Origin of the sequence: Pseudomonas sp. NPDC079367, from assembly GCF_044542195.1 — a bacterium.
In the GTDB taxonomy this organism is placed as follows: Bacteria; Pseudomonadota; Gammaproteobacteria; order Pseudomonadales; family Pseudomonadaceae; genus Aquipseudomonas.
Genome location: NZ_JBITTW010000019.1, coordinates 36,374 through 62,010, shown reverse-complemented (window position 1 = coordinate 62,010; position 25,637 = coordinate 36,374). Strand labels below are relative to the sequence as shown.

27 protein-coding genes are annotated in these 25,637 nt (G+C 60.8%); 15 read left to right on the top strand and 12 right to left on the bottom strand.

Features of this window, described 5'->3' with window-relative positions; genetic code table 11:
- The first annotated feature begins 119 nt into the window (after positions 1–119).
- The 5 genes from ureA to ureC all read left to right on the top strand — a co-directional run bounded on the left by ureA (position 120) and on the right by ureC (position 3,646).
- Positions 120–422: an urease subunit gamma gene (ureA, locus tag ACIGDJ_RS16460; RefSeq protein WP_003221215.1), complete on the top strand. Its 303-nt coding sequence runs from the start codon at positions 120–122 to the stop codon at positions 420–422.
- Between the two features lie 9 nt (positions 423–431).
- Positions 432–965: a GNAT family N-acetyltransferase gene (locus ACIGDJ_RS16455; RefSeq protein ID WP_397479222.1), complete on the top strand. Its 534-nt coding sequence runs from the start codon at positions 432–434 to the stop codon at positions 963–965.
- A 5-nt stretch (positions 966–970) separates the two neighbouring features.
- Positions 971–1,507, top strand: coding sequence for a GNAT family N-acetyltransferase (locus ACIGDJ_RS16450; protein WP_101158344.1), 537 nt, complete (start codon positions 971–973; stop codon positions 1,505–1,507).
- Positions 1,504–1,812, top strand: coding sequence for an urease subunit beta (locus ACIGDJ_RS16445; protein WP_397479223.1), 309 nt, complete (start codon positions 1,504–1,506; stop codon positions 1,810–1,812). The genes ACIGDJ_RS16450 and ACIGDJ_RS16445 overlap by 4 nt, the downstream gene beginning before the upstream one ends.
- A gap of 133 nt (positions 1,813–1,945) precedes the next feature.
- Positions 1,946–3,646 carry an urease subunit alpha gene (ureC, locus tag ACIGDJ_RS16440; protein WP_397479224.1) on the top strand — a complete coding sequence of 567 codons (1,701 nt, stop codon included), beginning with the start codon at positions 1,946–1,948 and terminating at the stop codon, positions 3,644–3,646.
- A gap of 57 nt (positions 3,647–3,703) precedes the next feature.
- On the opposite strand, the gene ACIGDJ_RS16435 is transcribed toward ureC, so the two are convergent.
- The 3 genes from ACIGDJ_RS16435 to ACIGDJ_RS16425 all read right to left on the bottom strand — a co-directional run bounded on the left by ACIGDJ_RS16435 (position 3,704) and on the right by ACIGDJ_RS16425 (position 6,537).
- Positions 3,704–5,113, bottom strand: coding sequence for an SET domain-containing protein (locus tag ACIGDJ_RS16435; protein WP_101158347.1), 1,410 nt, complete (start codon positions 5,111–5,113; stop codon positions 3,704–3,706).
- Positions 5,114–5,266: 153 nt separating this feature from the next.
- Positions 5,267–5,572, bottom strand: a complete 306-nt coding sequence (locus tag ACIGDJ_RS16430) for a chaperone modulator CbpM (protein ID WP_101158348.1) — start codon at positions 5,570–5,572, stop codon at positions 5,267–5,269.
- A gap of 23 nt (positions 5,573–5,595) precedes the next feature.
- Positions 5,596–6,537: a DnaJ C-terminal domain-containing protein gene (locus tag ACIGDJ_RS16425; protein ID WP_101158349.1), complete on the bottom strand. Its 942-nt coding sequence runs from the start codon at positions 6,535–6,537 to the stop codon at positions 5,596–5,598.
- Between the two features lie 292 nt (positions 6,538–6,829).
- Between ACIGDJ_RS16425 and ACIGDJ_RS16420 the strand changes: the two genes are divergently transcribed.
- Entirely contained in the window at positions 6,830–8,104 is a 1,275-nt protein-coding gene (locus ACIGDJ_RS16420) for an Hsp70 family protein (RefSeq protein WP_397479225.1), read from the top strand.
- A gap of 133 nt (positions 8,105–8,237) precedes the next feature.
- On the opposite strand, the gene ACIGDJ_RS16415 is transcribed toward ACIGDJ_RS16420, so the two are convergent.
- From ACIGDJ_RS16415 to ACIGDJ_RS16405, 3 genes are all read right to left on the bottom strand, one after another.
- The gene (locus tag ACIGDJ_RS16415) at positions 8,238–9,251 is read right to left on the bottom strand and encodes an AI-2E family transporter (protein WP_101158351.1); all 1,014 of its coding nucleotides are present in this window, start codon (positions 9,249–9,251) and stop codon (positions 8,238–8,240) included.
- Between the two features lie 169 nt (positions 9,252–9,420).
- On the bottom strand, positions 9,421–9,726 hold the full coding sequence (locus ACIGDJ_RS16410) for a PsiF family protein (RefSeq protein ID WP_039756973.1): 306 nt from the start codon (positions 9,724–9,726) through the stop codon (positions 9,421–9,423).
- A gap of 63 nt (positions 9,727–9,789) precedes the next feature.
- Entirely contained in the window at positions 9,790–10,584 is a 795-nt protein-coding gene (locus tag ACIGDJ_RS16405; protein WP_101158352.1) for a helix-turn-helix transcriptional regulator, read from the bottom strand.
- A 96-nt stretch (positions 10,585–10,680) separates the two neighbouring features.
- On the opposite strand from ACIGDJ_RS16405, the gene ACIGDJ_RS16400 reads away from it, so the two are divergent.
- The gene (locus tag ACIGDJ_RS16400; RefSeq protein WP_101158353.1) at positions 10,681–11,568 is read left to right on the top strand and encodes a DMT family transporter; all 888 of its coding nucleotides are present in this window, start codon (positions 10,681–10,683) and stop codon (positions 11,566–11,568) included.
- Between the two features lie 18 nt (positions 11,569–11,586).
- Here ACIGDJ_RS16400 and ACIGDJ_RS16395 read toward each other — a convergent pair whose 3' ends face one another.
- Complete coding sequence (locus ACIGDJ_RS16395) at positions 11,587–12,465, bottom strand: triacylglycerol lipase (protein WP_101158354.1); 879 nt, start codon at positions 12,463–12,465, stop codon at positions 11,587–11,589.
- A gap of 227 nt (positions 12,466–12,692) precedes the next feature.
- Here ACIGDJ_RS16395 and ACIGDJ_RS16390 point away from each other — a divergent pair, with 227 nt between their 5' ends.
- Positions 12,693–13,223 carry a bacterioferritin gene (locus tag ACIGDJ_RS16390; RefSeq protein ID WP_039756965.1) on the top strand — a complete coding sequence of 177 codons (531 nt, stop codon included), beginning with the start codon at positions 12,693–12,695 and terminating at the stop codon, positions 13,221–13,223.
- A gap of 101 nt (positions 13,224–13,324) precedes the next feature.
- Here the strand turns inward: ACIGDJ_RS16390 and ACIGDJ_RS16385 are convergent, their stop codons facing one another.
- Positions 13,325–15,400: an AsmA family protein gene (locus ACIGDJ_RS16385; RefSeq protein ID WP_312997487.1), complete on the bottom strand. Its 2,076-nt coding sequence runs from the start codon at positions 15,398–15,400 to the stop codon at positions 13,325–13,327.
- 383 nt (positions 15,401–15,783) lie between these two features.
- On the opposite strand from ACIGDJ_RS16385, the gene ACIGDJ_RS16380 reads away from it, so the two are divergent.
- The 7 genes from ACIGDJ_RS16380 to ACIGDJ_RS16350 all read left to right on the top strand — a co-directional run bounded on the left by ACIGDJ_RS16380 (position 15,784) and on the right by ACIGDJ_RS16350 (position 20,984).
- A complete protein-coding gene (locus tag ACIGDJ_RS16380; RefSeq protein WP_041480705.1) occupies positions 15,784–16,167 on the top strand; it encodes a hypothetical protein in 384 nt (127 codons plus the stop codon).
- A gap of 153 nt (positions 16,168–16,320) precedes the next feature.
- Positions 16,321–16,953, top strand: a complete 633-nt coding sequence (locus ACIGDJ_RS16375; protein ID WP_101158356.1) for a TetR family transcriptional regulator — start codon at positions 16,321–16,323, stop codon at positions 16,951–16,953.
- Between the two features lie 303 nt (positions 16,954–17,256).
- A complete protein-coding gene (ureE, locus tag ACIGDJ_RS16370) occupies positions 17,257–17,757 on the top strand; it encodes an urease accessory protein UreE (RefSeq protein ID WP_101157682.1) in 501 nt (166 codons plus the stop codon).
- Positions 17,754–18,428, top strand: a complete 675-nt coding sequence (locus tag ACIGDJ_RS16365) for an urease accessory protein UreF (protein WP_312997495.1) — start codon at positions 17,754–17,756, stop codon at positions 18,426–18,428. The genes ureE and ACIGDJ_RS16365 overlap by 4 nt, the downstream gene beginning before the upstream one ends.
- 24 nt (positions 18,429–18,452) lie before the next feature.
- Positions 18,453–19,067 carry an urease accessory protein UreG gene (ureG, locus tag ACIGDJ_RS16360; RefSeq protein WP_101157686.1) on the top strand — a complete coding sequence of 205 codons (615 nt, stop codon included), beginning with the start codon at positions 18,453–18,455 and terminating at the stop codon, positions 19,065–19,067.
- A 27-nt stretch (positions 19,068–19,094) separates the two neighbouring features.
- A complete protein-coding gene (locus tag ACIGDJ_RS16355; protein ID WP_312997501.1) occupies positions 19,095–19,667 on the top strand; it encodes a HupE/UreJ family protein in 573 nt (190 codons plus the stop codon).
- A 183-nt stretch (positions 19,668–19,850) separates the two neighbouring features.
- The gene (locus ACIGDJ_RS16350; protein ID WP_312997504.1) at positions 19,851–20,984 is read left to right on the top strand and encodes an AGE family epimerase/isomerase; all 1,134 of its coding nucleotides are present in this window, start codon (positions 19,851–19,853) and stop codon (positions 20,982–20,984) included.
- Between the two features lie 120 nt (positions 20,985–21,104).
- Here the strand turns inward: ACIGDJ_RS16350 and ACIGDJ_RS16345 are convergent, their stop codons facing one another.
- The 4 genes from ACIGDJ_RS16345 to livM form a co-directional block, all read right to left on the bottom strand.
- The gene (locus ACIGDJ_RS16345) at positions 21,105–21,869 is read right to left on the bottom strand and encodes an SDR family oxidoreductase (RefSeq protein WP_186547595.1); all 765 of its coding nucleotides are present in this window, start codon (positions 21,867–21,869) and stop codon (positions 21,105–21,107) included.
- Between the two features lie 878 nt (positions 21,870–22,747).
- Complete coding sequence (locus ACIGDJ_RS16340) at positions 22,748–23,464, bottom strand: ABC transporter ATP-binding protein (protein ID WP_397479226.1); 717 nt, start codon at positions 23,462–23,464, stop codon at positions 22,748–22,750.
- The gene (locus tag ACIGDJ_RS16335; RefSeq protein WP_101157697.1) at positions 23,461–24,333 is read right to left on the bottom strand and encodes an ABC transporter ATP-binding protein; all 873 of its coding nucleotides are present in this window, start codon (positions 24,331–24,333) and stop codon (positions 23,461–23,463) included. The genes ACIGDJ_RS16340 and ACIGDJ_RS16335 overlap by 4 nt, the downstream gene beginning before the upstream one ends.
- Positions 24,330–25,634 carry a high-affinity branched-chain amino acid ABC transporter permease LivM gene (livM, locus tag ACIGDJ_RS16330; RefSeq protein WP_312997510.1) on the bottom strand — a complete coding sequence of 435 codons (1,305 nt, stop codon included), beginning with the start codon at positions 25,632–25,634 and terminating at the stop codon, positions 24,330–24,332. The genes ACIGDJ_RS16335 and livM overlap by 4 nt, the downstream gene beginning before the upstream one ends.
- Positions 25,635–25,637: the final 3 nt, after the last annotated feature.

Sequence of the window (25,637 nt, the reverse complement as noted above, 5' to 3'; positions counted from 1 at the left end):
AGGCTGCGATCTTTTGATCTTGATCTTTAACAGCAAGATCAAAAGATCGCAGCCTTCGGCAGCTCCTACAGATCGCGATCGACCTGATCATTCTTAACTGCCGATATTGGATTCCAACCATGGACCTGACCCCACGCGAAAAAGACAAGCTGCTGATCTTCACCGCCGGCCTCGTCGCCGAGCGGCGGCTGGCCCGTGGCGTGAAACTCAACTACCCAGAGGCCATGGCCTACATCTCCGCCGCGCTGCTCGAAGGCGCCCGCGACGGCCAGACCGTGGCCGAGCTAATGCATTACGGCACCACCCTGCTCAGCCGCGAACAAGTGATGGAAGGCATCCCGGAAATGATCCCGGAGATCCAGGTCGAGGCGACGTTCCCCGACGGCACCAAACTGGTCACCGTTCACCAGCCGATCGTCTGAGGCCGCGCCATGACTTACAGCATTCGCGATGCGAGCCGGGCCGACCTGCCGGCGATCCGCGACATCTACAACGACGCCGTGCTCAACACCACGGCGATCTGGAACGAACAAGCGGTTGACCTCGGCAATCGCCAGGCATGGTTCGACGCACGTCAGTTGCAGGCGTACCCGATTCTGGTGATTGTCGACCGTGAAAACGCAGTGCTGGGTTATGCCTCGTTCGGCGACTGGCGGCCGTTCGACGGCTTCCGTCACACCGTCGAACACTCGGTGTACGTGCGCAGCGATCAGCGTGGCAACGGCCTCGGCCCGCAACTGATGAGCGCGTTGATCGACCGCGCCCGCACCAGCGGCAAGCACGTCATGGTCGCCGCCATCGAAAGCGGCAACGCGGCTTCAATCCGCCTGCACCAGCGCGCCGGTTTCAGCATCACCGGGCAGATGCCGCAAGTGGGCACCAAGTTCGGCCGCTGGCTCGATCTGACCTTCATGCAGTTGGCCCTCAACCCCGGCGCACAGCCACCGGACGCCCACAAGGAGTGATGTCGATGAACGCCGCCCAGTTGCGCCGCGTCAATGCTGAGAGCTTTGCCCACTATCGCCAGGGCCTGATCGATCTGCTGCTCGACGCCGTCGGTTACGGCGCCAGCGTCGGCTTCATGGCCGACCTCGATGCCGCCCAGGCGCGCGCGTATTTCGATGAGGTGCAGGACAACATCAACAAGGGCAGCACGCTGCTCTGGGTGGTGGTGAAGGACGAGCAGGTACTGGCCAGCGTGCAACTGGGCCTGTGCCAGAAGGCCAATGGTCTGAACCGCGCCGAAGTGCAGAAACTGCTGGTGCGCGAACACGCGCGCCGCCGTGGTCTCGGCCAGCAACTGATGCAGGCGCTGGAACTCGAAGCGCCCAAGCACAAGCGCGGCATGCTCTATCTCGACACCGAGGCCGGCTCGCCGGCGGAAGATTTCTACAAGGCGCTGGGCTACGTGCGCGTCGGCGAAATTCCCGATTACGCCTGCGACCCGAACGGCATCTACCGCCCGACCGCTCTCTATTACAAAGTCCTGCAAGGAGCCCAGCGATGATTCCTGGTCAATACCAGATCCAGCCCGGCGACATCGAACTCAACGTCGGCCGTCGCACCGTGAACCTGAAGGTCGCCAACAGCGGCGACCGGCCGATCCAGGTCGGTTCGCACTTCCATTTTTTCGAAACCAACGACGCGCTGACTTTTGATCGCGCGGCCAGTCGCGGCATGCGTCTGAACATTCCCGCCGGCACCGCTGTGCGCTTCGAGCCGGGCCAGAGCCGCGAAGTCGAGCTGGTCGATTACGCCGGGCATCGCCGGGTGTTCGGCTTTGCCGGACGCATCATGGGTGATCTCGACTGACTGATCGTTCCCACGCTCCGCGTGGGAATGCATCCCGTGACGCTCCGCGTCACAAAAGGCGGACGCAGAGCGTCCATGGCGGCATTCCCACGCAGAGCGTGGGAACGATCAAATTGAATCCCAAGGCAAGCACATGAAGATTTCTAGAAGCGCCTACGCCGACATGTTCGGCCCCACCGTCGGCGACAAGGTGCGCCTGGCCGACACCGAGCTGTGGATCGAGGTCGAAAAGGACTTCACCACCTACGGCGAGGAAGTGAAGTTCGGTGGCGGCAAAGTCATCCGCGACGGCCAGGGCCAAAGCCAGTTGCTCGCCGCTGAAGTGGTCGACACGCTGATCACCAACGCGCTGATCATCGACCACTGGGGCATCGTCAAGGCCGACGTCGGCCTCAAGGACGGGCGCATCGCCGCGATCGGCAAGGCCGGCAACCCTGACGTGCAGCCCAACGTGACCATCGCCATCGGCGCCGGCACCGAAGTGATTGCCGGCGAAGGCATGATCCTCACCGCTGGCGGCATCGACACCCACATCCACTTCATCTGCCCGCAGCAGATCGAAGAAGCGTTGATGAGCGGCATCACCACCATGATCGGCGGCGGCACCGGTCCCGCTACCGGCACCAACGCCACCACCTGTACCTCCGGCCCGTGGCATCTGGCGCGCATGCTCCAGGCCGCCGATGCCTTCCCGATGAACATCGGCCTCACCGGCAAAGGCAACGCCAGCCTGCCGGAGCCGTTGATCGAACAGGTCAAGGCCGGTGCCATCGGCCTCAAACTGCACGAGGACTGGGGCACCACTCCGGCGAGCATCGACAACTGCCTCAACGTTGCCGATCAGTACGACGTGCAGGTGGCGATCCACACCGACACCCTCAACGAATCCGGTTTCGTCGAAACCACCCTCGGCGCATTCAAGGGCCGCACCATTCACACCTATCACACTGAAGGTGCCGGCGGCGGCCACGCGCCCGATATCATCAAGGCCTGCGGTTTCCCCAACGTGCTGCCAAGCTCGACCAACCCGACCCGGCCGTTCACCCGCAACACCATCGACGAACACCTCGACATGCTGATGGTCTGCCACCACCTCGACCCGAGCATTGCCGAAGATGTCGCCTTCGCCGAAAGCCGCATTCGCCGGGAAACGATTGCCGCCGAAGACATCCTCCACGACCTCGGCGCGTTCTCGATGATCAGCTCCGACAGTCAGGCCATGGGCCGCGTCGGTGAAGTCATCACACGCACCTGGCAGACCGCCGACAAGATGAAAAAACAGCGCGGCCCACTGCCCCAGGACGGTGAGGGCAACGACAACTTCCGCGCCAAGCGTTACATCGCCAAGTACACGATCAACCCGGCGATTACCCATGGCATCAGCCATGAAGTCGGCTCGATCGAAGTCGGCAAGTGGGCCGATCTGGTGCTCTGGCGCCCGGCGTTTTTTGGCGTGAAGCCGACGCTGATTCTCAAGGGTGGGGCGATTGCCGCGAGCCTGATGGGTGACGCCAACGCCTCGATTCCCACCCCGCAGCCAGTGCATTACCGTCCGATGTTCGCCAGTTACGGCGGCTCGCTGCATGCCACCAGCCTGACCTTTATCAGTCAGGCGGCGCAGGAGGCCGGGTTGGCGGAAGCGCTGGGATTGAAGAAGAAGATCGCCGTGGTCAAAGGCTGCCGTGACGTGCAGAAAACCGACCTGATCCACAACGATTATCTGCCGAACATCGACGTCGACCCGCAGACCTATCAGGTCAAGGCCGACGGTGTATTGCTGTGGTGCGAGCCGGCGGAAACCCTGCCGATGGCGCAGCGCTACTTCCTTTTCTGACGGCCGTTGCGCTGCCGGTTACAGACGCTCATGTCCGTCTCCGGCAGCGCTGCCTGATCAATCAGGAAACGCCCATGACATCTGCTGTTCGCTGTAGTTGTAATCCAGGCGCAGCTCGGTGCCTGCCGGGATATCCTGCGACGCGAACACCGTGTTGAGGATAAAGTCGCGGGTCACCTGTTTATCGCCTACCCATTGCTGCGCCTCGATATCGAAAGGCACGGTTTCCACGTTATAGCCACCCGGTGCCTGGCGAATCGGCTTGCCGGCCTCGTTGTATTCGAAATTGGAGTTGATTCGGGAAATGATGTTGTCGCCCAGTATGGCCAGCGGGTCGGGCAGCATTCGCCCCGGACCATATTGCAAGCGCACCCCGGCGAGCATGCTGAAGGTCTGTTCATGGGGATGCACGAACCTCGCAGGTGTGATGACACCTGCGTAAACGCCGATTGTCTCGCCTTTGGCAATGCGCCGGTTGGCCACCACCATCGACTGGCCGATCAAGGCCTTTTCGCCGGGGACTTGTACATCGGCTTCGGTAAACACCCGCCATTGCAGCTTCTCTTCGTAGAGCATCGCCACATCCTCATAACCTTCGTGCTTGATGTAGGGCTTGATCTGTTCGGAGGTGAACTGGTCACCGTTTTCGAAGCGCACCTTGGTCTGCAGTTTCCGAATGCGGATGGGCCTGCCGGCAACGTCACGTAGCGGGTATTTGCCATTGTTGGCGCGGTTGTATGTGCCGAGCTGATTACCGAGGAATGAGTAGCGCGTTTCGCTGCGCATCAGGTTCAGCTCGTGTGCCGTGTACGGTTTGATCGGCATCGATTCGGAGGCCAGATAGAACTGCTCCGACGCGCCGTCGTCATTGCGCGGCAGCTCCTCCAGGGCCATTTCGAACTCATCGTCGCTGCGTCGAGGTGAGCGGCGACTCTTGCGCGGCATGACCGTCTGGGGTGCGGAAACTGCAAAATCCTGCAAAGGATACCAATGGTTGCTCGCTGGATCGTGAGCCAACACCGGCCCCGAAGGTTGCATTTCGCTTGCCAGCCGGGCCCTATGCAACCCGGTTTGCGCATCGACGGCAAGCAACACCGTGCCGCCACCCTGAACATCGGCATAGTGTCGGCCCTTGAACGTACGAATGCCGTGCGCATCGGCATCAGGCAAGACGACCGACGGATGAATCAGGTACTGCTGCAGGGCGGGGACGTCGGCGCTGGCGGCTTGGGCGGAAGCGGACGTCGATGCATGCACTTGCACCCTTGGGGTCGTAGCCGTGTGCGAAGAGTCGACCGTGCTGCCGGCCGAATCAGGCGCATCGCCCGCAATCCTGCGGCTGACGGGGTCGGGCGTGAAGCGCGGGGTTTCCGGTCCGGGAGGGATCGAATCAACAGGCGTACGTGAGTGCTGAGGCCCATCGACACGGGGCGTGCCTGGCGTTGGTGGTTTGGGTTTGACTGGCATGTGTACATTTCCTTGTAAGAACTGCGCAGCGCCACGGTGAGAGTGGCGCTACGTCAATCGGCGTCCATTGCCGATCCTCAGCGCAAACTAGCAGACCGCTCAGCCGGTTCAAACCAGAGAAACATGTGCAAACAATAACCGTGAATGGCGACGCTACTCGACCAGCAAGCGCCCCAGACGCTGGCGCAACATACGGTTTTCCGCGCGCAGTTCATGGACTTCTTCGAGCAGGTCCAGCGCCAGGGCGACGCCTTCCCATTCCAGCTCCAGCTCGCGCCGCAGCTTGGCGGCGCGTTTGGCCAGGGCGAGTTCATAATCCGTGAAGCGCCAATCGCGCGGCTGCCCGCCCTGAGGTTCGAGGATGCCGTGCTCGACGATCTCGATCACGTAGACGTCCGGCAAATCGGCCGCCTCACAGAATTCTGCCAGGTCCAGTTGAACGATCAGGGGGCTGCTCATGTCGGGCTACTCCTTCGTCGGGTTCAGAAGTTCTCTCGCGGGTTGAACGCGGCTTTTTTCGCCAGTTCCTGCCACAACGCCTTGACCTCATCGTCGGACGCTTTAGGCATCACGGCCTTGAGCTGCACGAACAGATAACCGCGCTCACCGGCCTTGTTCAGCAGGCCATGGCCCTTGGCGCGCATGCGCTGGCCGTTCTGGCTGCCGGCCGGCACCTTGAGGTTGATCTTGCCGGTCAGGGTCGGCACGGCCACTTCAGCGCCCAGCGCCAGTTCCCAGGGTGCCAGTGGCAAGGTGATGATCAGGTTTTCGCCTTCAACATCGAATTTCGGGTGCGGCGCAAAACGAATGGTCAGATACAGATCGCCATTCGCTCCGCCGCCGATACCCGGTGCGCCCTGGCCCTTGAGGCGAATCCGCTCGCCATCGGTCACCCCGGCCGGAATTTTTACGTTCAGGCTCTTGCTGGTGTTGCTCACGTGCTGGCCGTGCGCGTTGTATTGCGGCACCTGGAAGGTGACTTTCTTCGATTCGTTCGACAGGGTTTCTTCGAGGAAGACCGGCAGTTCCATTTCCACGTCTTGCCCTCGGCGTCCGCGTGATTGGCGGCTCTCGGCGCCACCGAAACCGGGGCCGCGATTGCCGAAGATCGAACTGAAGAAGTCCGAGAAGTCGCCCGTGTCGGCACCGCCGCCGAAACCGCCACGGCTTTGCCAGCCCGGTGGGCCCTGGAACGGCTGACCGTGCTGGCCGTAACGGCGCAGTTCGTCGTATTCGGCGCGCTTGTCGGCACTTTTCAGTGCTTCATAGGCTTCCGAGGCGTCCTTGAACTTGGCCTCGGCGTCTTTTTCCTTGCTGACATCGGGGTGGTATTTGCGCGCCAGCTTGCGATAGGCCGCCTTGATGGCCTTGTCGTCGGCTGTCGGCTCCACGCCGAGTATCTTGTAATAGTCTTTGAAGTCCATTGAAGGATCACCATCCGTTATCGATTTCGCGCCGAGACCAGCGTGCGCCCGATTGGCGCGTGCCGGGTTGACCGATCTCATGGTTGTGACCGGGTGGCGCCGCAGAAGTTTATCGGCAGTGGACGGCGGTTCTGTTGACCGCCGATGTATCTGCCGGCCCATGCCAGCAAGTTTGGGGCGAACCGCGAGGTTTCAAGGCAACCGGGATGCGAAATAGCAGATGACCGGCCTTCGAATCTGCCGCGCACTGACATACACTGCGCGGCCGTTTTTTTGACCGGAACCGAAAGACATGAAAGACGCCTCTCCAGCCCGTGCCTGCGGCATCGACTTCGGCACGTCCAACTCCACCGTCGGCTGGCTGCGCCCCGGCATGGACACCATGATTGCGCTGGAAGACGACAAGATCACCCTGCCGTCGGTGGTCTTCTTCAACATCGAGGAACGTCGCCCGGTCTACGGACGTCTGGCGCTGCACGAATATCTGGAAGGCTACGAAGGCCGACTGATGCGCTCGCTCAAGAGTTTGCTCGGTTCCAAGCTGATCAAGCACGACACCAGCGTCCTCGGCACGGCGATGCCGTTCAAGGACCTGCTCGGGCTGTTCATCGGCCAATTGAAGAGCCGCGCCGAAGCCACCGCCGGTCGGGAATTCGAGCAAGTGGTGCTGGGCCGTCCGGTGTTCTTCGTCGATGACGATCCGCTCGCCGACCAGGAAGCCGAAGACACACTCGTGGAAGTGGCGCACAAAATCGGTTTCAAGGACGTGTCGTTCCAGTACGAGCCGATCGCGGCGGCCTTCGACTACGAGTCGACCATCGAGAAAGAAGAGCTGGTGCTGATCGTCGACATCGGCGGTGGTACCTCCGACTTCTCGCTGGTACGCCTGTCGCCCGAGCGGCGCGGTCTCGACAACCGTCACGATGACATCCTCGCCACCGGCGGTGTGCACATTGGCGGGACCGACTTCGACAAACAGCTCAGCCTGCAAGGCCTGATGCCCCTGTTCGGCTACGGCAGCCGGATGAAGAGCGGCGCCTACATGCCGACCAGCCACCACATGAACCTGGCAACCTGGCACACGATCAACTCGGTGTACTCGCAGAAGTCCACCCTGGCGCTGGGCAGCATGCGCTATGACATCGAAGACAACGGCGGTATTGATCGTCTGTTCAAGCTGATCGAACAGCGCGCCGGGCACTGGCTGGCGATGGAAGTCGAAGAAACCAAGATCCAGCTGACCCACACCGACAGCCGCCATGTGCCGCTGGATCGCATCGAGGCCGGGCTGAGCGTCGAGCTGAGCCGCGCGTTGTTCGAATCGGCGATCGAAGCACTGCTGGAGCGCGTGCGCGGCAGCGTTACACAGTTGTTGACTGATGCTGGGGTGGCGGTCGATCAGGTCGACACGGTGTTTTTCACGGGTGGTTCCAGCGGCATCCCGGCCCTGCGCAACAGCGTCTCGGCGATGCTGCCGAACGCGCGGCATGTCGAGGGGAATATATTTGGCAGCATCGGCAGCGGCCTGGCGATTGAAGCCATGAAGCGCTATGGCGCGATGGCCTGATCTGTCCTGAGCCCTGATCGTTCCCGCGCTCCGCGTGGGAATGCCGCCATGGACGCTCTGCGTCCGCTGTTGAGGCTGTGACGCGGAGCGTCACGGGATGCATTCCCACGCAGAGCGTGGGAACCATCTGGAGTTACACCATTCCTCCGAGCTTCAACTCACTCTTCAGATAAGCGTAATAAATCGGCCCCGCCACCACCCCCGGCAGGCCGAACGCGGCTTCGAACACCAGCATCGCCAAGAGCAACTCCCACGACTTGGCACTGATCTGCCCACCAACGATGCGCGCGTTGAGAAAGTATTCGAGCTTGTGGATAACGATCAGATAGCCCAGCGCCGCGATCGCCACCCAGATCGACAGCGACAGGCCGACGATGGTGATCAGCGTGTTCGACATCAGGTTGCCGATCACCGGCAGCAGGCCGAGCAGGAAGGTCAGCACGATCAGGGTTTTGGTCAGCGGCAGCTTGATGCCGAACATCGGCAGGATCACCGCGAGGAAGATTCCGGTGAACACGGTGTTGAGCAGGGAAATCTTGATCTGCGCGAAAACGATATTGCGAAACGCCTGCACCAGCAGATGCAAACGGTCGAACAAAGCGGCGGCCAGCGGCTTGCGCTTGGTCACGTCAGGGATGCGCTGCAGGGCGATGATCGCGCCCAGGACCATGCCGATCAGCAGGGTGACGAACATGTGCGCAGCGTCCTTGCCGACCAGTTGCAGGTCGGCCAGGTGTTTGCTCGCCCACTCACCGATCGCCACGCGAAATTCAGCGGCACTGGCCGGCAGATAGGCGTCGATGAACGGCGGCAACTGCCCTCGCGCGCGATCGACTACGCCCATGAATTTGTCGAGGGAGGCGCCGGGGTTTTCTGCTTCGTGCAACAGGAAACTGATGGCTCCGGCGAAAATCAGCGCCAGCACGCTCACGACCAGCGTGCCGAGCAGCGCCACCGCCAACCAGCGCGCACGCCGTCCTTCGATCAGCCGTTGCAGTTGCGGGGTAAGCATGTTGACCAGCTCGAACACCAGCAACCCGGCCAGCAGGCTCGGCAACAGGCGTAGCGGCAGCACCAGCAGCAAACCGCCAAAAATGATGATGCAACTGACCCAGAACACAACATGACGCTGAGAAAACGTTGGCATACAGCCTCAAAACGAACGGCGTGAAAGGATGGGCAGTCTGCCAGCGATCCGGTGCCGAAGCGAGCGCAGACCCTGGGTCGTCGTCGCGCCGCAAAGATCGCAGCCTGCGGCAGCGCCTACAGAATCACGATCTGATGGAGGAGCTGCCGAAGGCTGCGATCTTTTGATCTTATTTCTTCTTCAGGCAATCGCTCATGAATGCCTTGCGCGCATCGCCGGTCAGCGCTTTGGTTTTCGCATCGGCATTGCAGGTGGTCATCTTCTGCTGTTGCGGCGTCAGCACCTTGCCATCGTTGGCCGCAGGCGCCGCTTTCAGGCAGGTGCTCATGAAAGCCTTGCGCTCGTCGCCCTTCAGACTTTTGGCAGTCGCATCGGCATTGCAAGTGGTCATCTTGTTCTGTTGCGCCGTGGCGGCGAAACCCTGGGAACACAGGAGCAGCCCGATCATCAACAACGGCACACGCAACATCTTCATGGAGTTTTCTCCTTGTTGCCGCACCGATGGATGCGGCCTCTGTCGCAGTGTAGTCAAAGCTTGTTACACCTTCCTGCCCTGAAGGTGGCTGCGCCGGTATTGCTCCGGCGTGCATCCGGCTTGACGGGCAAACATGGCGATGAACGCCGAGCCGCTGCTGTAGCCGAGGTCGAAAGCGATTTCCTGCACCGAGCGCGACGTCTCCAGCGCTTCGATCGCCGCCAGATAACGCAAGCGCTGGCGCCATTCACCAAAGCTCATGCCCAGCTCACGAACGAACTGGCGCGCCAACGTCCGCTCGCTGACATGCACTTGGGCGGCCCAATGCGCCAAGGGTTGGTTGTTGCCGGGCTCGGCCTGCAAGGCTTCAAGAATCGTCAGCAAGCCGGGACTGCTTGCATACGGCAGATAACATTCCTGCACCGGCGCCTGTTGCAGTTGATCGACCAGTACCTGAGCCAGACGCCGATCGGCCTCGTGCTCGGGAATCTTTACATCGCGGGCGGCGAAGTCCTTGAGAATCGCTTTGAGAATGTCGCTGATCGCCAGTGTGCAGGCGCGCGTCGGCAGCCGCGTGCAGACGTCGGAATCAAGGCATACCGCGCGGTAGTTGACCGGCTGATGGCTGTAGAAACTGTGCTCGACCTCGGGTGGCACCCACACCGCGTATTGCGGCGGCGACATGAAGCGGCTGCCCTCGACATCCATGTGCAGCACGCCATGGGCCGCATACTCGAGCGTGCCCCACGGGTGTCGGTGCGGCGCGGCAAATTCGTGGGCAGTGAAATCGGCGTAGCGGAAATACACCGCCGAGGGCAGTTGGCTGAAATCGAGCAGATCGATGTGTTTGCTGTTCATGCTGTCCGAATGCAGAGGCGGGTTGTCCGTTTTGCAGTATAGGCCTGCATCCAGACAAGGGATAATCGCGCTTCATCAACGTACTGGTTTTGTCTCATGCAATACGCGTTTCCCCTGCTGGCGATTTTCATCTGGGCCGGCAACACCGTGATCAACAAACTGGCGGTCGGAGCGATTTTTCCGGCCGAGATCGGCTTCTATCGCTGGCTGCTCGCCGGCGTGCTGTTCACTCCATTCATGCTCAGGAAAGTCATCGCGCACTGGCCGCAGATTCGGCCAAATCTGCGGCGGATTTTCATTCTCGGTGTGCTCGGCATGGCGGTGTATCAGAGCCTCGCCTATTTCGCTGCAACACTGACCACCGCGACCAACATGGGCATCATCCTGTCGTTGATGCCATTGATGTCGCTGGCGATGGCGATCATCAGCCTCGGCCAGCGCCTGACCGCTGGTGCCTTGGTCGGCGCAGTACTGTCGTTTGCCGGCGTGCTGGTGGTGGTGTCGTCCGGCAGCCTCGGTGCGCTGCTGCAACATGGGGTCAATCTGGGCGATGCGATGATGCTGATCGCGACGCTGGCCTACGCGGTCTACAGCACGCTGTTGAAAAAGTGGCAGCTGCGTTTGCCGCCGCTGGTGTTGCTGTATTTGCAGGTGCTGGTGGCGATTGTGGTGTTGTTTCCGCTGTTTGCGGTTTCGCCGAAGACCGGGCTGAACCTGCATAACGTGCCGCTGGTGCTGTACGCGTGCCTACTGGCTTCAATGGTCGCACCGCTGGCGTGGATGCAAGCAGTGCAGCGGCTGGGACCGAGTCGGACGACGTTGTTTTTCAACCTGCTGCCACTGATTACCGCGTTGATTGCGGCAGTGGTGTTGAAGGAGCGGTTGGCGATGTATCACCTGGTGGGCGGGTTGTTGACCTTGGGTGGGGTAGTTTTGTCGGAGCGCTGGACCACGGTGCTGGGCCGCCGGATCAGCGTCCCCTGATTGAAAAAGATCGTGCTTTCATAAACCAGCTGCCGCCAGTCGCGCCGCATGCTCGACAAACAACCGCACCGGATCCGCGCCCTTGCCCACCAGCCCCAGCGACTGATTGACGATGTCGAAATGATCCAGCGGATAGTCATCACCGATCACCGTGCCCAGATGCGAGCTATAACGGCCGACCATGCCATCGCACTGCCCTCGCTCGCGGACGAAGGTTCTGGCGAACAACCGACAACTGCGATTCGTCCCGTCGACAAGATTGCCGCCCCGATCGGTCTTGCCCGGTTGCAGCGTCCCCGACCAGGAGTAGTAACGCACACCGTTGACCTCTTCCGGCCCCTGCCCACCCCAGGTTTGCGGCAGCCCCTGCGGATAACGCTGATTGAACAAGGCGGCGCCCGCCGTGGTCAGCGATTGGTGGGAGGCGTGGATATCCACCGGCAGTTTCGGCCCGTGATACCCGGTGTCGAGCAATGCCATGAGCCAGCCGATCAGGCGCAGCGACGCTTCGAGCAAGCGACCCTTGGCGCTGTTGGCGGGATAGTGCTTTTCCAGATAATCGGCCAGTTCAGAGCCCTGATTCGGCCCGGCCACCGAGGTCACCGAGGCGACCAGATCCGGACGCTTCGCCGCCGCATACCGTGCGGTCAGCGCGCCCTGGCTATGACCGAACAGGTTGACTTTTTGCGCCCCGGTCTCGCGCAGGACTTCCTCGATCCGCGCCAGCAACTGCTCACCGCGCACCTCGGTGGAGTTGAGCGGCGAGACCTGCACCGCAATCACCGTCGCACCACCACGGCGCAAGGCCTTGATGATGCCGAACCAATACGGGTAAAGCACCAGCCGGACAAAGCCGAGCATGCCTGGCACCAGCACCAGTGGATAACGTGTCGACATGGGTTACATCCTTGTGCGCGGTGAGTGAACACTTGATCTGCAAGACGCCCGCCAAGCATCCACCATGACGGTGACAACTCAACAATCAGCCTGCTTCAAGTATCGCTCCCGGCCACGGTGGCGCGGCAAATCGCATAAAACTTTCGCTTCGCTCAAGACTCACACCCTGGGTAGCGACCGCGTCTTCAGAACGTGGCGCTTATCGGATTAGCCTCCAGGAGAATGAAATGAGTGACCTGCATTTGTCTGATGTTCAAACCCTGCGTGAACGTGCGCGGCAACACGTGGAAAACGGCGCGGTCACCGAGGGCTACAACGCGAACCGTGAAGAAATACTGCGCTTGCTCAACGAGTCGCTGGCCACCGAGCTGGTGTGCACCTTGCGCTACAAGCGCCACTACTTCATGGCCAACGGCCTGAAAGCCAATGTCGCCGCCGATGAATTCCTCGAACACGCCAATCAGGAAGCCGAGCATGCTGATCGCCTCGCCGAACGCATCGTGCAACTGGGCGGCGAGCCGGAGTTCAATCCCGACCTGCTGAGCAAGCTGTCCCACGCGCAGTACGTGGCCGGCAATTCGCTCAAGGAAATGGTGTACGAAGACCTGGTGGCCGAGCGCATCGCCATCGACAGCTACCGCGAAATCATCCAGTACATCGGTGACAAGGACCCGACCACCCGCCGCATCTTCGAAGACATCCTCGCCCAGGAAGAAGAGCACGCCGACGATATGGCGGACATCCTCAACGACCTGTAACCCTTAAAAGCAAAAGATCGCAGCCTTCGGCAGCTCCCACAGTTGGAATGCATTCCCCTGTAGGAGCTGCCGAAGGCTGCGATCTTTGGCTTCTGCCCTGCTTACTTGCTGGGTTTGACGGTCACCGGTGCCTTGCCCTGCTTCATCTGCTCAAGCAACGGCGCACACTGATTCGGCTCGCCACCGCTAGGCGCGACCAGCGCCAGCAGTCCCGCCGCCGGTGCGGCAATCACGCCCAATGCAACCATCCCCGCGCCGCGCAGCATCAGCGGCACCGCTTTAACACCGGCATCCGGCTTGATGAACTTGCCGCGCACATACAGCGGCGAGCGCAGCGAGATCAAACGCCAGCCCTTGGATTCCGGAGTGACGGTCAAATCGAGTTGCTCGGTGGCCATGTTCGCCGTGCCATCGATGTAGATGATCGCGTTCTCGGTATCGAAGACAAACAGCCGCGTGGTGGCCAGGCCGGTCTTGATGTCGAAGTCCGCCGCCGCGCAGTTGATCTTCACTTCCTTGTCGCCAAAGATCTTGCCGACCACGTAGTTACCGACATTGAGCCCGGCCAGTTCCATCAGCTCACGGCTGATCGCACCGTCGTTGATCAACATCTTCAGATTACCGTTGGCGCCGCCGAGCAGCTTCGCCACGGAGTTGCCCCGCCCGCTGATATCGGCATCACCGTTGAGCTCACCGAAACTGGTTTTCATCGGCTCGAAGGTCGGGAACAGCTCTTTGAGTTTGAATTTGCGTGCGGTCAAGCGCGCCCGGCCTTCCAGCGGCTCGGTGCGGCCATTGAGGCGGATCTGCGCATCCAGCGTGCCGCCAGCGACGCCAAAGCGCAGCGGCTCCAGGCTGAGTTCGCCGTCGTTGAGTTTCAGGTGGGTATAGAGGTCGTTGAACGGCAGCTTCTCGCTGTGGACGATGCGCTTGCCGGTGAACTCGACGTCGGCATCCATGGCGCGCCAGCGATCGGTCTTGAACTCTTCGACCGGCAGGACTTTGTCCGTTGGCTGCTTGCTCGCGCCGCCACGAGCCTTTTGCTCGGTGTTGGAATCGGCGCCGATCAGCGGTGCGAGGTCGGCGAACAGCAATTGATTGGAAACCAACGCGCCACTGAGTTTCGGCCGTGGCTGGCTGGCCACGTAGGTCAGGTCGCCGTGGATGTCGCTGTCGCCGATCTTGCCGTTGAATTTTTCATAAGTGAATTTCGCCCCGGCCGCGTCATGCAGCTTGGCGATCAGGTGGCCGTCAGTGGAATACGGTGGGGTGTCCGGCAGGGTCACGCCGGTCAGCGGGTAAAGATTGCCGAGACTGTCGCCAGCGAGTTTCAAGCGAAGGTCGAGAGCGCCGAGATTCAGCGGGTCAGTCAGGGTGCCGGCCAGTTCGATACGCGTGTCGCCAATCTTCGCCTGGGCCTGTAACGGGAACGGTCTGTTCGCGTCCTGCAACGCCAACAGCCCGCCGATCTTGCCCTGCCCGGTAAGGTTCTGCGCGTGGTACTGGCCTTTGACCTTAAGTGCAAAGGCGTAGTCCTGCGGGGCGCCGCCCTTGTCCTGGGCAGTTTTCGCCGCTTTGTCGCCGACGATTTCGCTGAATGGAATCGGCTTGCCGAGCGGGTCGATCAGCACGTCGAGATTGGTTTTCAGGGTCTCATCGTCGAGGGTCACATGGCCCTTGTCGAAACCGATGGCGCCGATGTCGACCACCCAGTTCGACGGTTCGGCGTTCGGGTCTTTGGGATCGAACTTGAACGTCCAGTTGGCGCGGCCATCGGCCAGACGTTGCAGCTCAGCGTTCGGCTCGGTCAGGTCGATGCGCGGAATCACTACGCGCTGCGCCAGCAGGGCCAGCGGCGAAATGCGCAACTCGACGCGCTTGAGCGTGACCATTTGCGGTTGTTTCGACCAGTCCGGGTTGCCCAGGCTCAAGTCCTCGGCGACCACGTGCGGCCACGGCACCCAGGCGCGCCAGCCGCCTTCTTCCGGCTCGCGCCGCCAGATCACCGCGAGGTTGCCATTGATGGCAAACGCCCGATGCAGCTCTTCCGAGACTTTGGCATTGATGGTCGGTTTGATCCGGTTCCAGTCGAAAAACACGATGATCAGAATCAAGGCTGCCAGCAGCAGCGCAACGATGGCGAAGGTCCAGCTGAAGATTTTTCCAGTGCGCGTCATGCACAAAGCTCCTGATCACGACCGCACGCCGATTACCCGACGCACAGCTGAAACGGCAGACCGAAGCGGCCCCTGTGCAGTCTGTGACTGGCGAAAGGCCCGCAGGTTTAATCGAAAGGCAGTTTAAGCCATAAAAAGCCCGGCAAACCTGACCGATCGGTCGAGCAGTGTTACCGCGACCCGCACTTTTGCGAGGCGCGAGTGAGTCGAAAATACCCACGACGGTGCAAAACCGTCGCCCGCAAAGGCGCGGGCTAGAGCCTTCGCACGGAACAATCAATTCTGTTGATTATTACCATTGCGTTTATGAACTTTTATATCGACTTATCGAGAGTAGCATTGCCTTCGTACCCACTTTATCGCCCTCCCAAGGAGCCACCATCATGAAACGTCAATTACTGCTCAGCCTTACCCTGTCGATGCTAGCCAGCACTGCTTTCGCTCTGCCCGCTGCCGATCAGGCGACTCCACAAGTCAAAGACAGCCACTCGGTGTTCAGCCAGACGCTCGCTGAAGACGGCTACGACAAAACTCCACAAGGCCAGACCCTGGCTGAAGATGGCTACGACAAAACCCCACAAGGCCAGACCCTGGCTGAAGATGGCTATGACAAAACCCCACAAGGCCAGACCCTGGCTGAAAACGGCCGCAACCGTCTCGAAGAAAAAGGCCTGGTAGAAGACGGCTACGACAAGACCCCACAAGGTCAAGCCCTCGCCGAAGGTGGCGGTGACCGTGTCATCGAACGCAACAGCGCTGTGAGCTGAGCCCATGACGGCCCGGCAAAAAAGCCCAATCGGCGGATTGGGCTTTTGACTTTTCAACTTCTGTAAACCCTCCCTGCACGACTCCCCGTTCGACGCCGACAAAGCCGATTTGCTAGAGTGCGGCGCTTGTCCTGCCGAAGAACACACCTTGCGATGCTGCCCCGCGCCGAACAGAAACAACAGACCCGCAATGCCCTGATGGACGCTGCCCGCCACCTGATGGAAAGCGGCCGAGGATTCGGCAGCCTGAGCCTGCGCGAAGTGAGCAAGACCGCCGGCATCGTGCCCACCGGTTTCTACCGTCACTTCGCCGATATGGACGCGTTGGGGCTGGTGCTGGTCAGCGAAGTCGGCCAGACCTTCCGCGAGACCATTCGCTTGGTGCGTCACAACGAATTCGTCATGGGCGGCATCATCGACGCTTCGGTGCGCATCTTCCTTGATGTGGTCAACGCCAACCGCTCGCAATTTTTGTTTCTCGCCCGCGAACAGTACGGCGGCTCACTGCCGGTACGTCAGGCGATCGGGCGCCTGCGCGAAAACATCAGCGCCGACCTCGCTGCAGACCTGGCGCTGATGCCCAAGCTGCAACATCTGGACATCGCCGGTCTGAGCGTGATGGCCGACCTGATCGTCAAATCAGTATTCGCCACCCTGCCAGACATCATCGACCCGCCGGCCGAAGCCCTGCCCGAGCATCTGACCCCGCAAGCGAAGATCACCCAGCAATTGCGCTTCATCTTCATCGGCCTCAAGCATTGGCAGGGCCTGGGCAGTACCGAGTAGTCCCTTCTCCACCATTGACACCCAAGCCTCCAACTGTGGGGCGGGCTTGCTCGCGAAGGCGTCATGCAAGTCACCTTGATTAATCAACTGACCCACTGCCTTCGCGAGCGAGCCCGCTCCCACAAGGGTCATGCGTCGCAGCCTCGCTTTGGTGCATGACAAATCCTTCATGCACCAAAACCTTCCAGAATCCCCGCACCTGTTGAAAGATCAGCCACGCGCCGTCAGCCATTTCCTACAGATGGGCCGGTTGGCGCGACGCTTGCTCTAGCCCATTCAACGTTCATTGCTGGAAGCTTTCCGATGCTGGTGATTCATCGCAGAATCGACCCTCAACCCGTCTGGGCCGCCGAGTTGCACCTGACCTTCGAAGCGCGCAGCAAAAGCCGTTTGCGCTGTTTCAGTGCCGAAGGCGAAGACGTCGGGTTGTTTTTGGAGCGCGGCCAGCCACCGCTGTATGACGGCGAATGTTTGCAGGCCGAAGACGGCCGTGTCGTGCGCGTCTACGCCCGTCCCGAACAACTGCTGCATGTCACGTGCGCCAATGCGTTCGAACTGACGCGCGCGGCTTATCACCTCGGCAACCGCCATGTCGCCCTGCAAGTTGGCGATGGCTGGCTGCGCCTGCTCGACGATTACGTACTCAAGGCCATGCTCGAACAGCTCGGCGCCCAGGTCGAGGCTATCGAAGCGCCGTTCCAGCCGGAACACGGCGCATATGGGGGCGGCCACCATCATTCCCGCCACGGCGACGAAGACTTCAACTACGCGCCAAAACTTCACCAGTTCGGCGTGCGCCTGTGAATCCGGCCTGGGCGCTGCTGCGTCTGGCCAGTCCGCAATTGCCGATTGGTGGCTACAGCTATTCCCAGGGTCTGGAAATGGCGGTGGATAACGGCCGGGTCCACACCCCTGACGCCGCCCGCCGCTGGATCAGCGATCAACTGCTGCTCAATCTCGCCCGCTTCGAAGCGCCGCTGTTGTTGGCGCATTGCCAAGCCGCAGCAGATGAAAACTGGGCCGAACTACGGCAGCTCTGCGAGAGCCATCGCGCCAGCCGCGAAACCCGCGAGCTGCATCTGGAGAGCCGGCAGATGGGTTACTCCTTGCAGCAGCTGCTGAACGGTCTGCCGGAACTCGATGCGCCCGCCCGCGACTTTCTTGACCAGACCGCAGAACCGCACCTGGCCTTGTGCTGGGCACTGGCAGCACGCGCCTGGGGCATCAGCCCACAGGACGCGCTTGCCGCATGGCTGTGGAGCTGGCTGGAAAACCAGCTCGCCGTGTTGATGAAAACCCTGCCGTTGGGCCAGCAAGCGGCCCAGCGTCTGACCAGCGAACTGCTGCCGCTGCTGCAACAGGCGCAGCACGACGCAAGCCGAATCAATCCCGAACACATCGGCAGTGCCGCTTTTGGTCTGTCCCTGGCGTGCATGGCCCATGAACGCCAGTACAGCCGCCTCTTCCGCTCTTAGGCCTGTTTATTTTTGGAGAATGAAATGGATACACAACCTCTGCGCGTCGGCATCGGCGGCCCGGTCGGGTCCGGCAAGACCGCGTTGACCCTGGCCCTGTGCCTGGCCCTGCGCGAGCGCTACAACCTCGCCGTGGTCACCAACGATATCTACACCCGCGAAGACGCCGATTTCCTGGTGCGCAACGAAGCCCTCGCGCCGGAGCGCATCATCGGCGTGGAAACCGGCGGCTGCCCGCACACGGCGATCCGCGAAGACGCCTCGATCAACCTTGAAGCGGTCGATCAATTGAACCGGCGCTTTGCGGGCCTGGATCTGATTCTGGTCGAATCCGGTGGCGACAACCTCTCAGCGACCTTCAGCCCGGAGCTGTCCGACCTGACCATCTACGTGATCGACGTTTCCGCCGGCGACAAGCTGCCGCGCAAGGGCGGCCCGGGGATCTGCAAGTCCGACCTGCTGGTGATCAACAAGATCGACCTCGCACCGCTGGTGGGCGCCTCGCTGGAAATGATGGACAGCGACACCAAACGCATGCGCAACGGCAAGCCGTTCGTGTTCAGCAACCAGAAAACCGGTCAGGGCCTTGAGCAAATCATCGCCTTCATCGAACGTCAGGGCCTGCTGACCGCTGCCTGATTCACTTATCAACAAGGAAGCTTATCCATGACACTCAAACGCATTCTTGGCGCCGTGGCGCTGCTGCTGACACCGGCACTGGCCTTCGCTCACCCGGGGCATGGCGCCAGCGGCCTCGTCGCGGGTATCAGCCACCCGATCGGCGGTCTCGACCATTTGCTGGCAATGCTCGCCGTCGGCTTGTGGGCGGCGCAGCAACAAGGCGCGGCGCGTTGGGCGCTGCCGTGCACGTTTGTTGGCACCATGCTGCTGGGCGGTTTGCTCGGTTTTGAAGGGCTTGAGTTGCCGGCGCTGGAAAGCGGGATTGCCGCTTCGGTATTGGCGCTGGGCCTGGCGGTAGCCCTAGCGGTGCGTCCGCCGCTGGTGATGGCGGTGGCAGCGACGGCGCTGTTTGCGCTGTTCCACGGCGTGGCGCATGGCTTGGAACTGCCGGAGATGAGCAGTCCTTGGGCGTATGCGGCCGGGTTTGTCGCGGCGACAGCTGTTTTGCATGCGCTCGGTTATGGCGTGGTGCGCGTGTTGCCGCAGGCAGCGGCGCCATTGGTGCGACTGGCTGGGGCTGCATCGGCGGCGACTGGGGTGTGGTTGTTGGCGGGCTGATTGGTTATCGCCTGAACTGTCCCCTTCGCGAGCAAGCCCGCTCCCACACTGGATTTGTGGCGAGCACAAAACCTGCGGGAGCGGGCTTGCTCGCGAAAGCGGCCCATCAGACACCCGGCCTCTAAAGGCTGCCTCTCTGCTACCATGTCGCGCAATCGCCCCAGCCCGTGACGACCTCCGCCCATGCCCCACGCTTCCCGCTCCACCGCCCTGCCCGAATTGACCGCCCTGTTTGGCCAAGTGCAGCAGCACTTCCTCGACGTGATCGTGCCGCTGTGGCAAGGCCCGGGCTGGAACGCCGACATGGCGTTACCGTATGAGGCGCTGGACGCCGCGCATCAACCGCTGCCAGCACAACGTTATCGGGCGATGGCCTGCGCACGGCAGCTGTATGTGTTCTCCAGCCTGATCGGGGTTGTGGATAACGCCGAAGTCCGTGCGGCGGCGCTGTTTCGTTCTCTACAACGGCATTTCCATGATGCCGAGCACGGCGGCTGGTTCTACAGCATTGATGCGCAAGGCAAGCCGCTGGATCAGCGCAAGGATCTCTACACCCACGCCTTCATCCTGTTCGCCTGCGCGCATTACTGGGGCAAGTCTCGCGACTCGCTAGCGGAATCGACATTGAACGCCGCGCTGGAAATCATCGGCCGCCGTTTCGCCACCGGTGACGGCTTGTACGAAGCCTGCCTGGAGCGCGACTGGCTCACCCTGCAGACCGGCCCACTGCAAAACCCGTTGATGCATCTGGCCGAAGCCTTCCTCGCCACTCTCGCCGTACGCGAAGATGCGCACACGCAACAAGCCCTGCTTGAGTTATGCACAGCCATGCACAAGCAATTCGTCGATCCGCAATACGGCATGTTGATGGAAAAGCCGCTGGGCGCTGTGGATAACTGGTATGAGCCGGGGCATCAGTTTGAATGGTATTTCCTGCTCGAATCGTCGCCGCTGTTCCGCGATTCGAAACTGCACCGGGCGTTGGATCGGGCATTCGTCTTTACCGAACAATATGGCGTGCTGGAATCTTGCGGCGCCGTACGGGCGATGCTTGATCTGGAAGGTAACGGAAGGCCAAGGGATTCGACGCAGCGGATCTGGGCTCAGGCCGAATACCTGCGCGCGCTGACACTGCGCCCGGAAAGTGAAGCGTCAGTGCTGCGCCAGTTGCAGGCGTTGCAGCAGCGGTTTCTGCATGCCGGCGGCTGGCATGAGTGTCGCGATGAGAATGGAGAGGTCAGCCGCAAGGACATGCCTTCGACCACGCCTTATCATTTGGCGACTTGTTACAGCGGTCTAGCTGAATATCTGCGCTGACTTACAGATCGCTTTTGCGAGCAAGCTCGCCCCCACCTTGATTGTGCTGTTCACCGATAGTGTGTCCGGCGCACTTTCATTGTGGGAGCGAGCCTGCTCGCGAATGGCCTCAGCGCGGTCTCAGGCCTTGTTGCGCTCGATGGCAAACCCGGCCCAGGTCTGGCTTACCGGCATCAGCTCCAGGCTGTTGATGTTGATGTGCGCCGGGGTGTTCATCACCCAGAAAATCGTCTCGGCGATGTCCTGCGGCTGGATCGGCTCGGCGCCGGCGTAGGTCGCGTTGTAGCGCTCCTGATCGCCGGCGAAACGCACCAGCGAGAACTCGCTTTCGCACAGGCCGGGTTCGATGTTGCTTACTCGTACGCCGGTGCCCTGCAGGTCGCAACGCAGGTTCAGCGAGAACTGTTTGACGAACGCCTTGGTTGCGCCATACACGTGGCTGCCCGGGTACGGGTAGTTGCCGGCGATAGAGCCGAGGTTGACGATGCCGGCGCCACGGCCGTGGGCGATCAGCCGTGGCAGCAGGAGGCGGGTGGCGTACATCAGGCCTTTGACATTGGTGTCGACCATGGTGTCCCAGTCATCCAGATCGCACTTCGGCGCCGGGTCGACGCCGAGCGCCAGGCCGGCGTTGTTGATCAGGCCACGGAGTTTGGCGAAGGACGGCGGCAGGTTGGCGATTGCCTCCTCCATCGCCTTGCGATCACGCACATCAAGGACAAGGCCGTGCACTTCAGTCTGCTTCGACAGTTCCGCGCACAGGGCATTGAGGCGTTCTTCACGACGGCCGGTCAGCACCAGTTTCCAGCCAGCTTCGGCAAAACGACGGGCACAGGCTTCACCAAAACCGGACGTAGCGCCGGTGATAAACAGGGTGTTGGACATCGTGTTCTCCTTGCTTCGGCTGCCACGGCAGCCCTTGGAATAGAAAATCAGCAGGCAGCATGCCCGCCCTCGCATTCTCGAGCAACCATTGCCCCATGCAGGGGGCCGACGGCTGCGCCTACATGGGACGAGTTTCAGATCAAAATTTGATCAACGGCCGCTATCCCTTGCCAGGCGTGGCCTGTAGCCATGTGCACGCATGTTATCCACAGTCTGCTCCACAGTTTTCGGGGGCAAGTACAAAGGCGCAAAGCCGCGCCACACAAGGCGTTGCGGGCGAAATGGAAAGTTTTTTGCTTGACCCTGAGACGATGGATGTGCGGGACAGGGCATTTTGCACGACGGACGGTGCCACCGGGTGATTGCGCGAGGCCAGCAACTACGGCCCTCAGCGAAGTCTTTCCAGAGTTTAGTCACAGACTTATCCACAGGCCTGGTCAAAGGAAATGGCTGTCGCCCCGGTTGCCAAAAAAAGGTTGACAACGACGTCTGCCGCTCCTGTAAAAAAGCCTGATCAAAAAACAATCATAGCCTTGAAGGCCACGTTTTATATGGCCTGCAGCCATATACACCCACGTTATTCACAGCCGGTTCCACAGTAACCGGGGACAAGTCAAAACTGTGGAAAAACAGCCATTTGCAGCGTCTATATGTCGCGCTTTGACAGCTTGGTGAATTTGTTTTCCACAATTGCGAGGCCCCGCGCAGATCAACTGTGGGGGCGGGCTTGCTCGCGAAAGCGGTGAGTCAATTAACACGGTGGTTTTTTGACACACTTCTTTCGCGAGCAAGCCCGCTCCCACAGGGATTTGTGGAGGATCTGGAAAAGAAAAGCCCCGGGACTCTCGTCGCCAGGGCTGTGTACAACCGCGAGAAAATCAGTGCCCGCCCAGATAGGCGTTACGTACCTCCTCGTTCACCAGCAACTCTTTACCTGTGCCGGATAGACGGATTTCGCCGTTGACCATCACATACGCGCGATCCGACAGCTTGAGCGCATGGTTGGCATTCTGCTCGACCAAAAAAATCGTCATCCCGGTTTTCGCCAGTTCACGCAGGGTGGCGAAAATCTGCTTCACCACGATCGGCGCCAGCCCCAGGCTTGGTTCATCGAGTAGCAACAGCTTCGGCCGACTCATCAGCGCACGGGCGATGGCGAGCATCTGCTGTTCACCGCCAGACATGGTCATCGCCCGCTGATTGCGCCGCTCTTCAAGCCGTGGAAACAGCTCGAACATGCGCTGCATGTCCTCTTTGGCGTACTTGTCGCCAATCGGGATGGTGCCCATCAGCAGGTTTTCCTCTACGGTCATGTCGGGGAATACCCGCCGCCCTTCCGGCGACTGCGCAATGCCGTTGGAGGCAATGTAATGGGATGACTTGTGCGTGATGTCGACACCTTGATAAAGGATCTGCCCGCCCGCAGCTCTCGGCTGGCCGAAGATCGACATCAGCAAGGTCGACTTGCCCGCGCCGTTGGAGCCGATGAGGCTGACGGTCTCGCCTTCGTTGATCTGCAGTGAAACACCTTTGAGGGCCTGGATCGGGCCGTAGAACACGTCCAGATTGCGCAGTTCGAGGATCGGTTGGCTCATACCAGCTCCTCTTCGTCGGCGCCCAGGTAGGCTGCGATCACTTTCGGGTCGTTGCGGATCGCTTCCGGCCCGCCCTCGGCGATGACAATGCCGTGGTCGAGAACCACGATGTGATCGGAAATGCTCATGACCATGCCCATGTCGTGTTCGATCAGCACCACGGTCAGATCGTGCTCGTCGCGCAGCAGCCGGATCATCGCGCTGAGCGCTTCGGTTTCCTGAGGGTTGAGGCCGGCGGCCGGTTCGTCGAGGCAAATGATCTGCGGTCGCGTGCACATCGCCCGGGCGATCTCCAGACGCCGTTGCTGGCCGTAGGACAACTCGCCGGCGAGACGGTTGGCGCAGTCGACCAGATCAACCACTTCCAGCCAGTAGAACGCGACATCCAGCGCGTCGCTCTCGGCCTTGCGATAGCCCTTGGTGTTGAGGATGCCGGCGAGCATGTTGCGGTTGACCCACATGTGCTGCGCCACCAGCAGGTTTTCCAGTACCGACATTTCCTTGAACAGGCGAATGTTCTGGAAGGTACGGGCAAGACCTGCACGGTTGACCAAGTGAGTACCGCCAAACATTTTGTAGTACAGGCGGCTCAGGAAGGATTTCGGCGAAACGAAATCGGTCGGTTTGAACGACTCGCCAAGCAACTGGATGACGTTGGTCTGCTGGCCGCGCACGTTGAGTTCGATCTTGCCGCCCGTGGCCTTGTAGAAACCGGTCAGGCAGTTGAACACCGTGGTCTTGCCGGCGCCATTGGGGCCGATCAAGGCGAAGATAGAATTGCGTTTGACCTTCAGGCTGACATCGCTCAAGGCCTTGATGCCGCCGAAATGCATCATCAGTTTTTCAACAGAGAGTACGACTTCACTCATGGCGCAGTCCTCTCGTAGTGAATGGCCCCTTTGCGTGGTTTGACCCCGGTGCGACTGATGCGAATCAGCCCGCGCGGTCGCCAGATCATCATCAACACCATCAGGATGCCGAACAGCAGAACGCGGTATTCAGCGAAGCCGCGCAGCAGTTCCGGAGCGACGGTGAGCACGAACGCGGCGATGACCACGCCGATGGTCGAGCCCATACCGCCGAGTACGACGATGGCCAGAATCAGCGCCGATTCGAAGAAGGTGAATGAAGTGGGGTTGACGAAGCCTTGATAGGTGGCGAAGAACACCCCGGCCAGACCCGCCGTCGACGCACCGATGGTGAACGCCGAGAGCTTGACCAGCACATGGTTGAGGCCCATCGAGCGGCAGGCGATTTCATCTTCACGCAGGGCTTCCCAGGCGCGACCGACCGGCATTTTCACCAGCCGATGCTTGACGTAAAGCACCGCCAGCACCACGAGGAACAACACCGCGTAGATGAAGTAGTACTTCACGTCCGGGTTGTAGGTCAGGCCGAAGAACTCGTGAAACGGCACCCCGCCATCCTTCGCGCGCTTGCCGAACTCCAGACCGAAGAAGGTTGGCAGCGGCGCTGGCATGCCGTTCGGGCCGCCAGTCAGCGACAGCCAGTTGTTCAGCACCAGACGAATGATTTCACCGAAGCCCAGGGTCACGATCGCCAGATAGTCACCGTGCAGACGCAGCACGGGAAAACCGAGAATGCAGCCGGCCAGGCCTGCGGTGATTGCCGCCAGCGGCAGCACGGTCCAGAAACCCAGACCGAGATATTGGTAACCCAGCGCCAGACCGTAGGCACCAATGGCGTAAAACGCCACGTAACCGAGATCGAGCAGACCGGCCAGTCCGACCACGATGTTCAGCCCCAGCCCCAGCAGCACGTAGATCAAACCGAGGATGACCACCCCGAGCAGGTAGGAGTTGGAGACGAACGGCACGATGATCGCCAGTACAATAATCAGCGGAATGATCCAGCGCAGCCGCGATTTGTAATCTGCCGGCAGCACGTGCACGCCTGAACCGCTGCTCTCGAACCCGTCGAGAATCTTCAGGCCCTTGGGCGTTTGCAGGAACAGGCTGAGCGCAAAGCGTCCGGCCATGACGATGGCAATGATCCACGCCACGCGGGTGGCTTCGAGGTTGAAGCTGTAGCCGTCGAGGACCACACCGACAATCGGCCCGAATACGATCAGCGCAATCAGGCCGGCAAGAATCGCCTCGACCAGACTTTTTTTGATATCGATGGATTTTTCAGTGGTTGTTGAAGACATCGC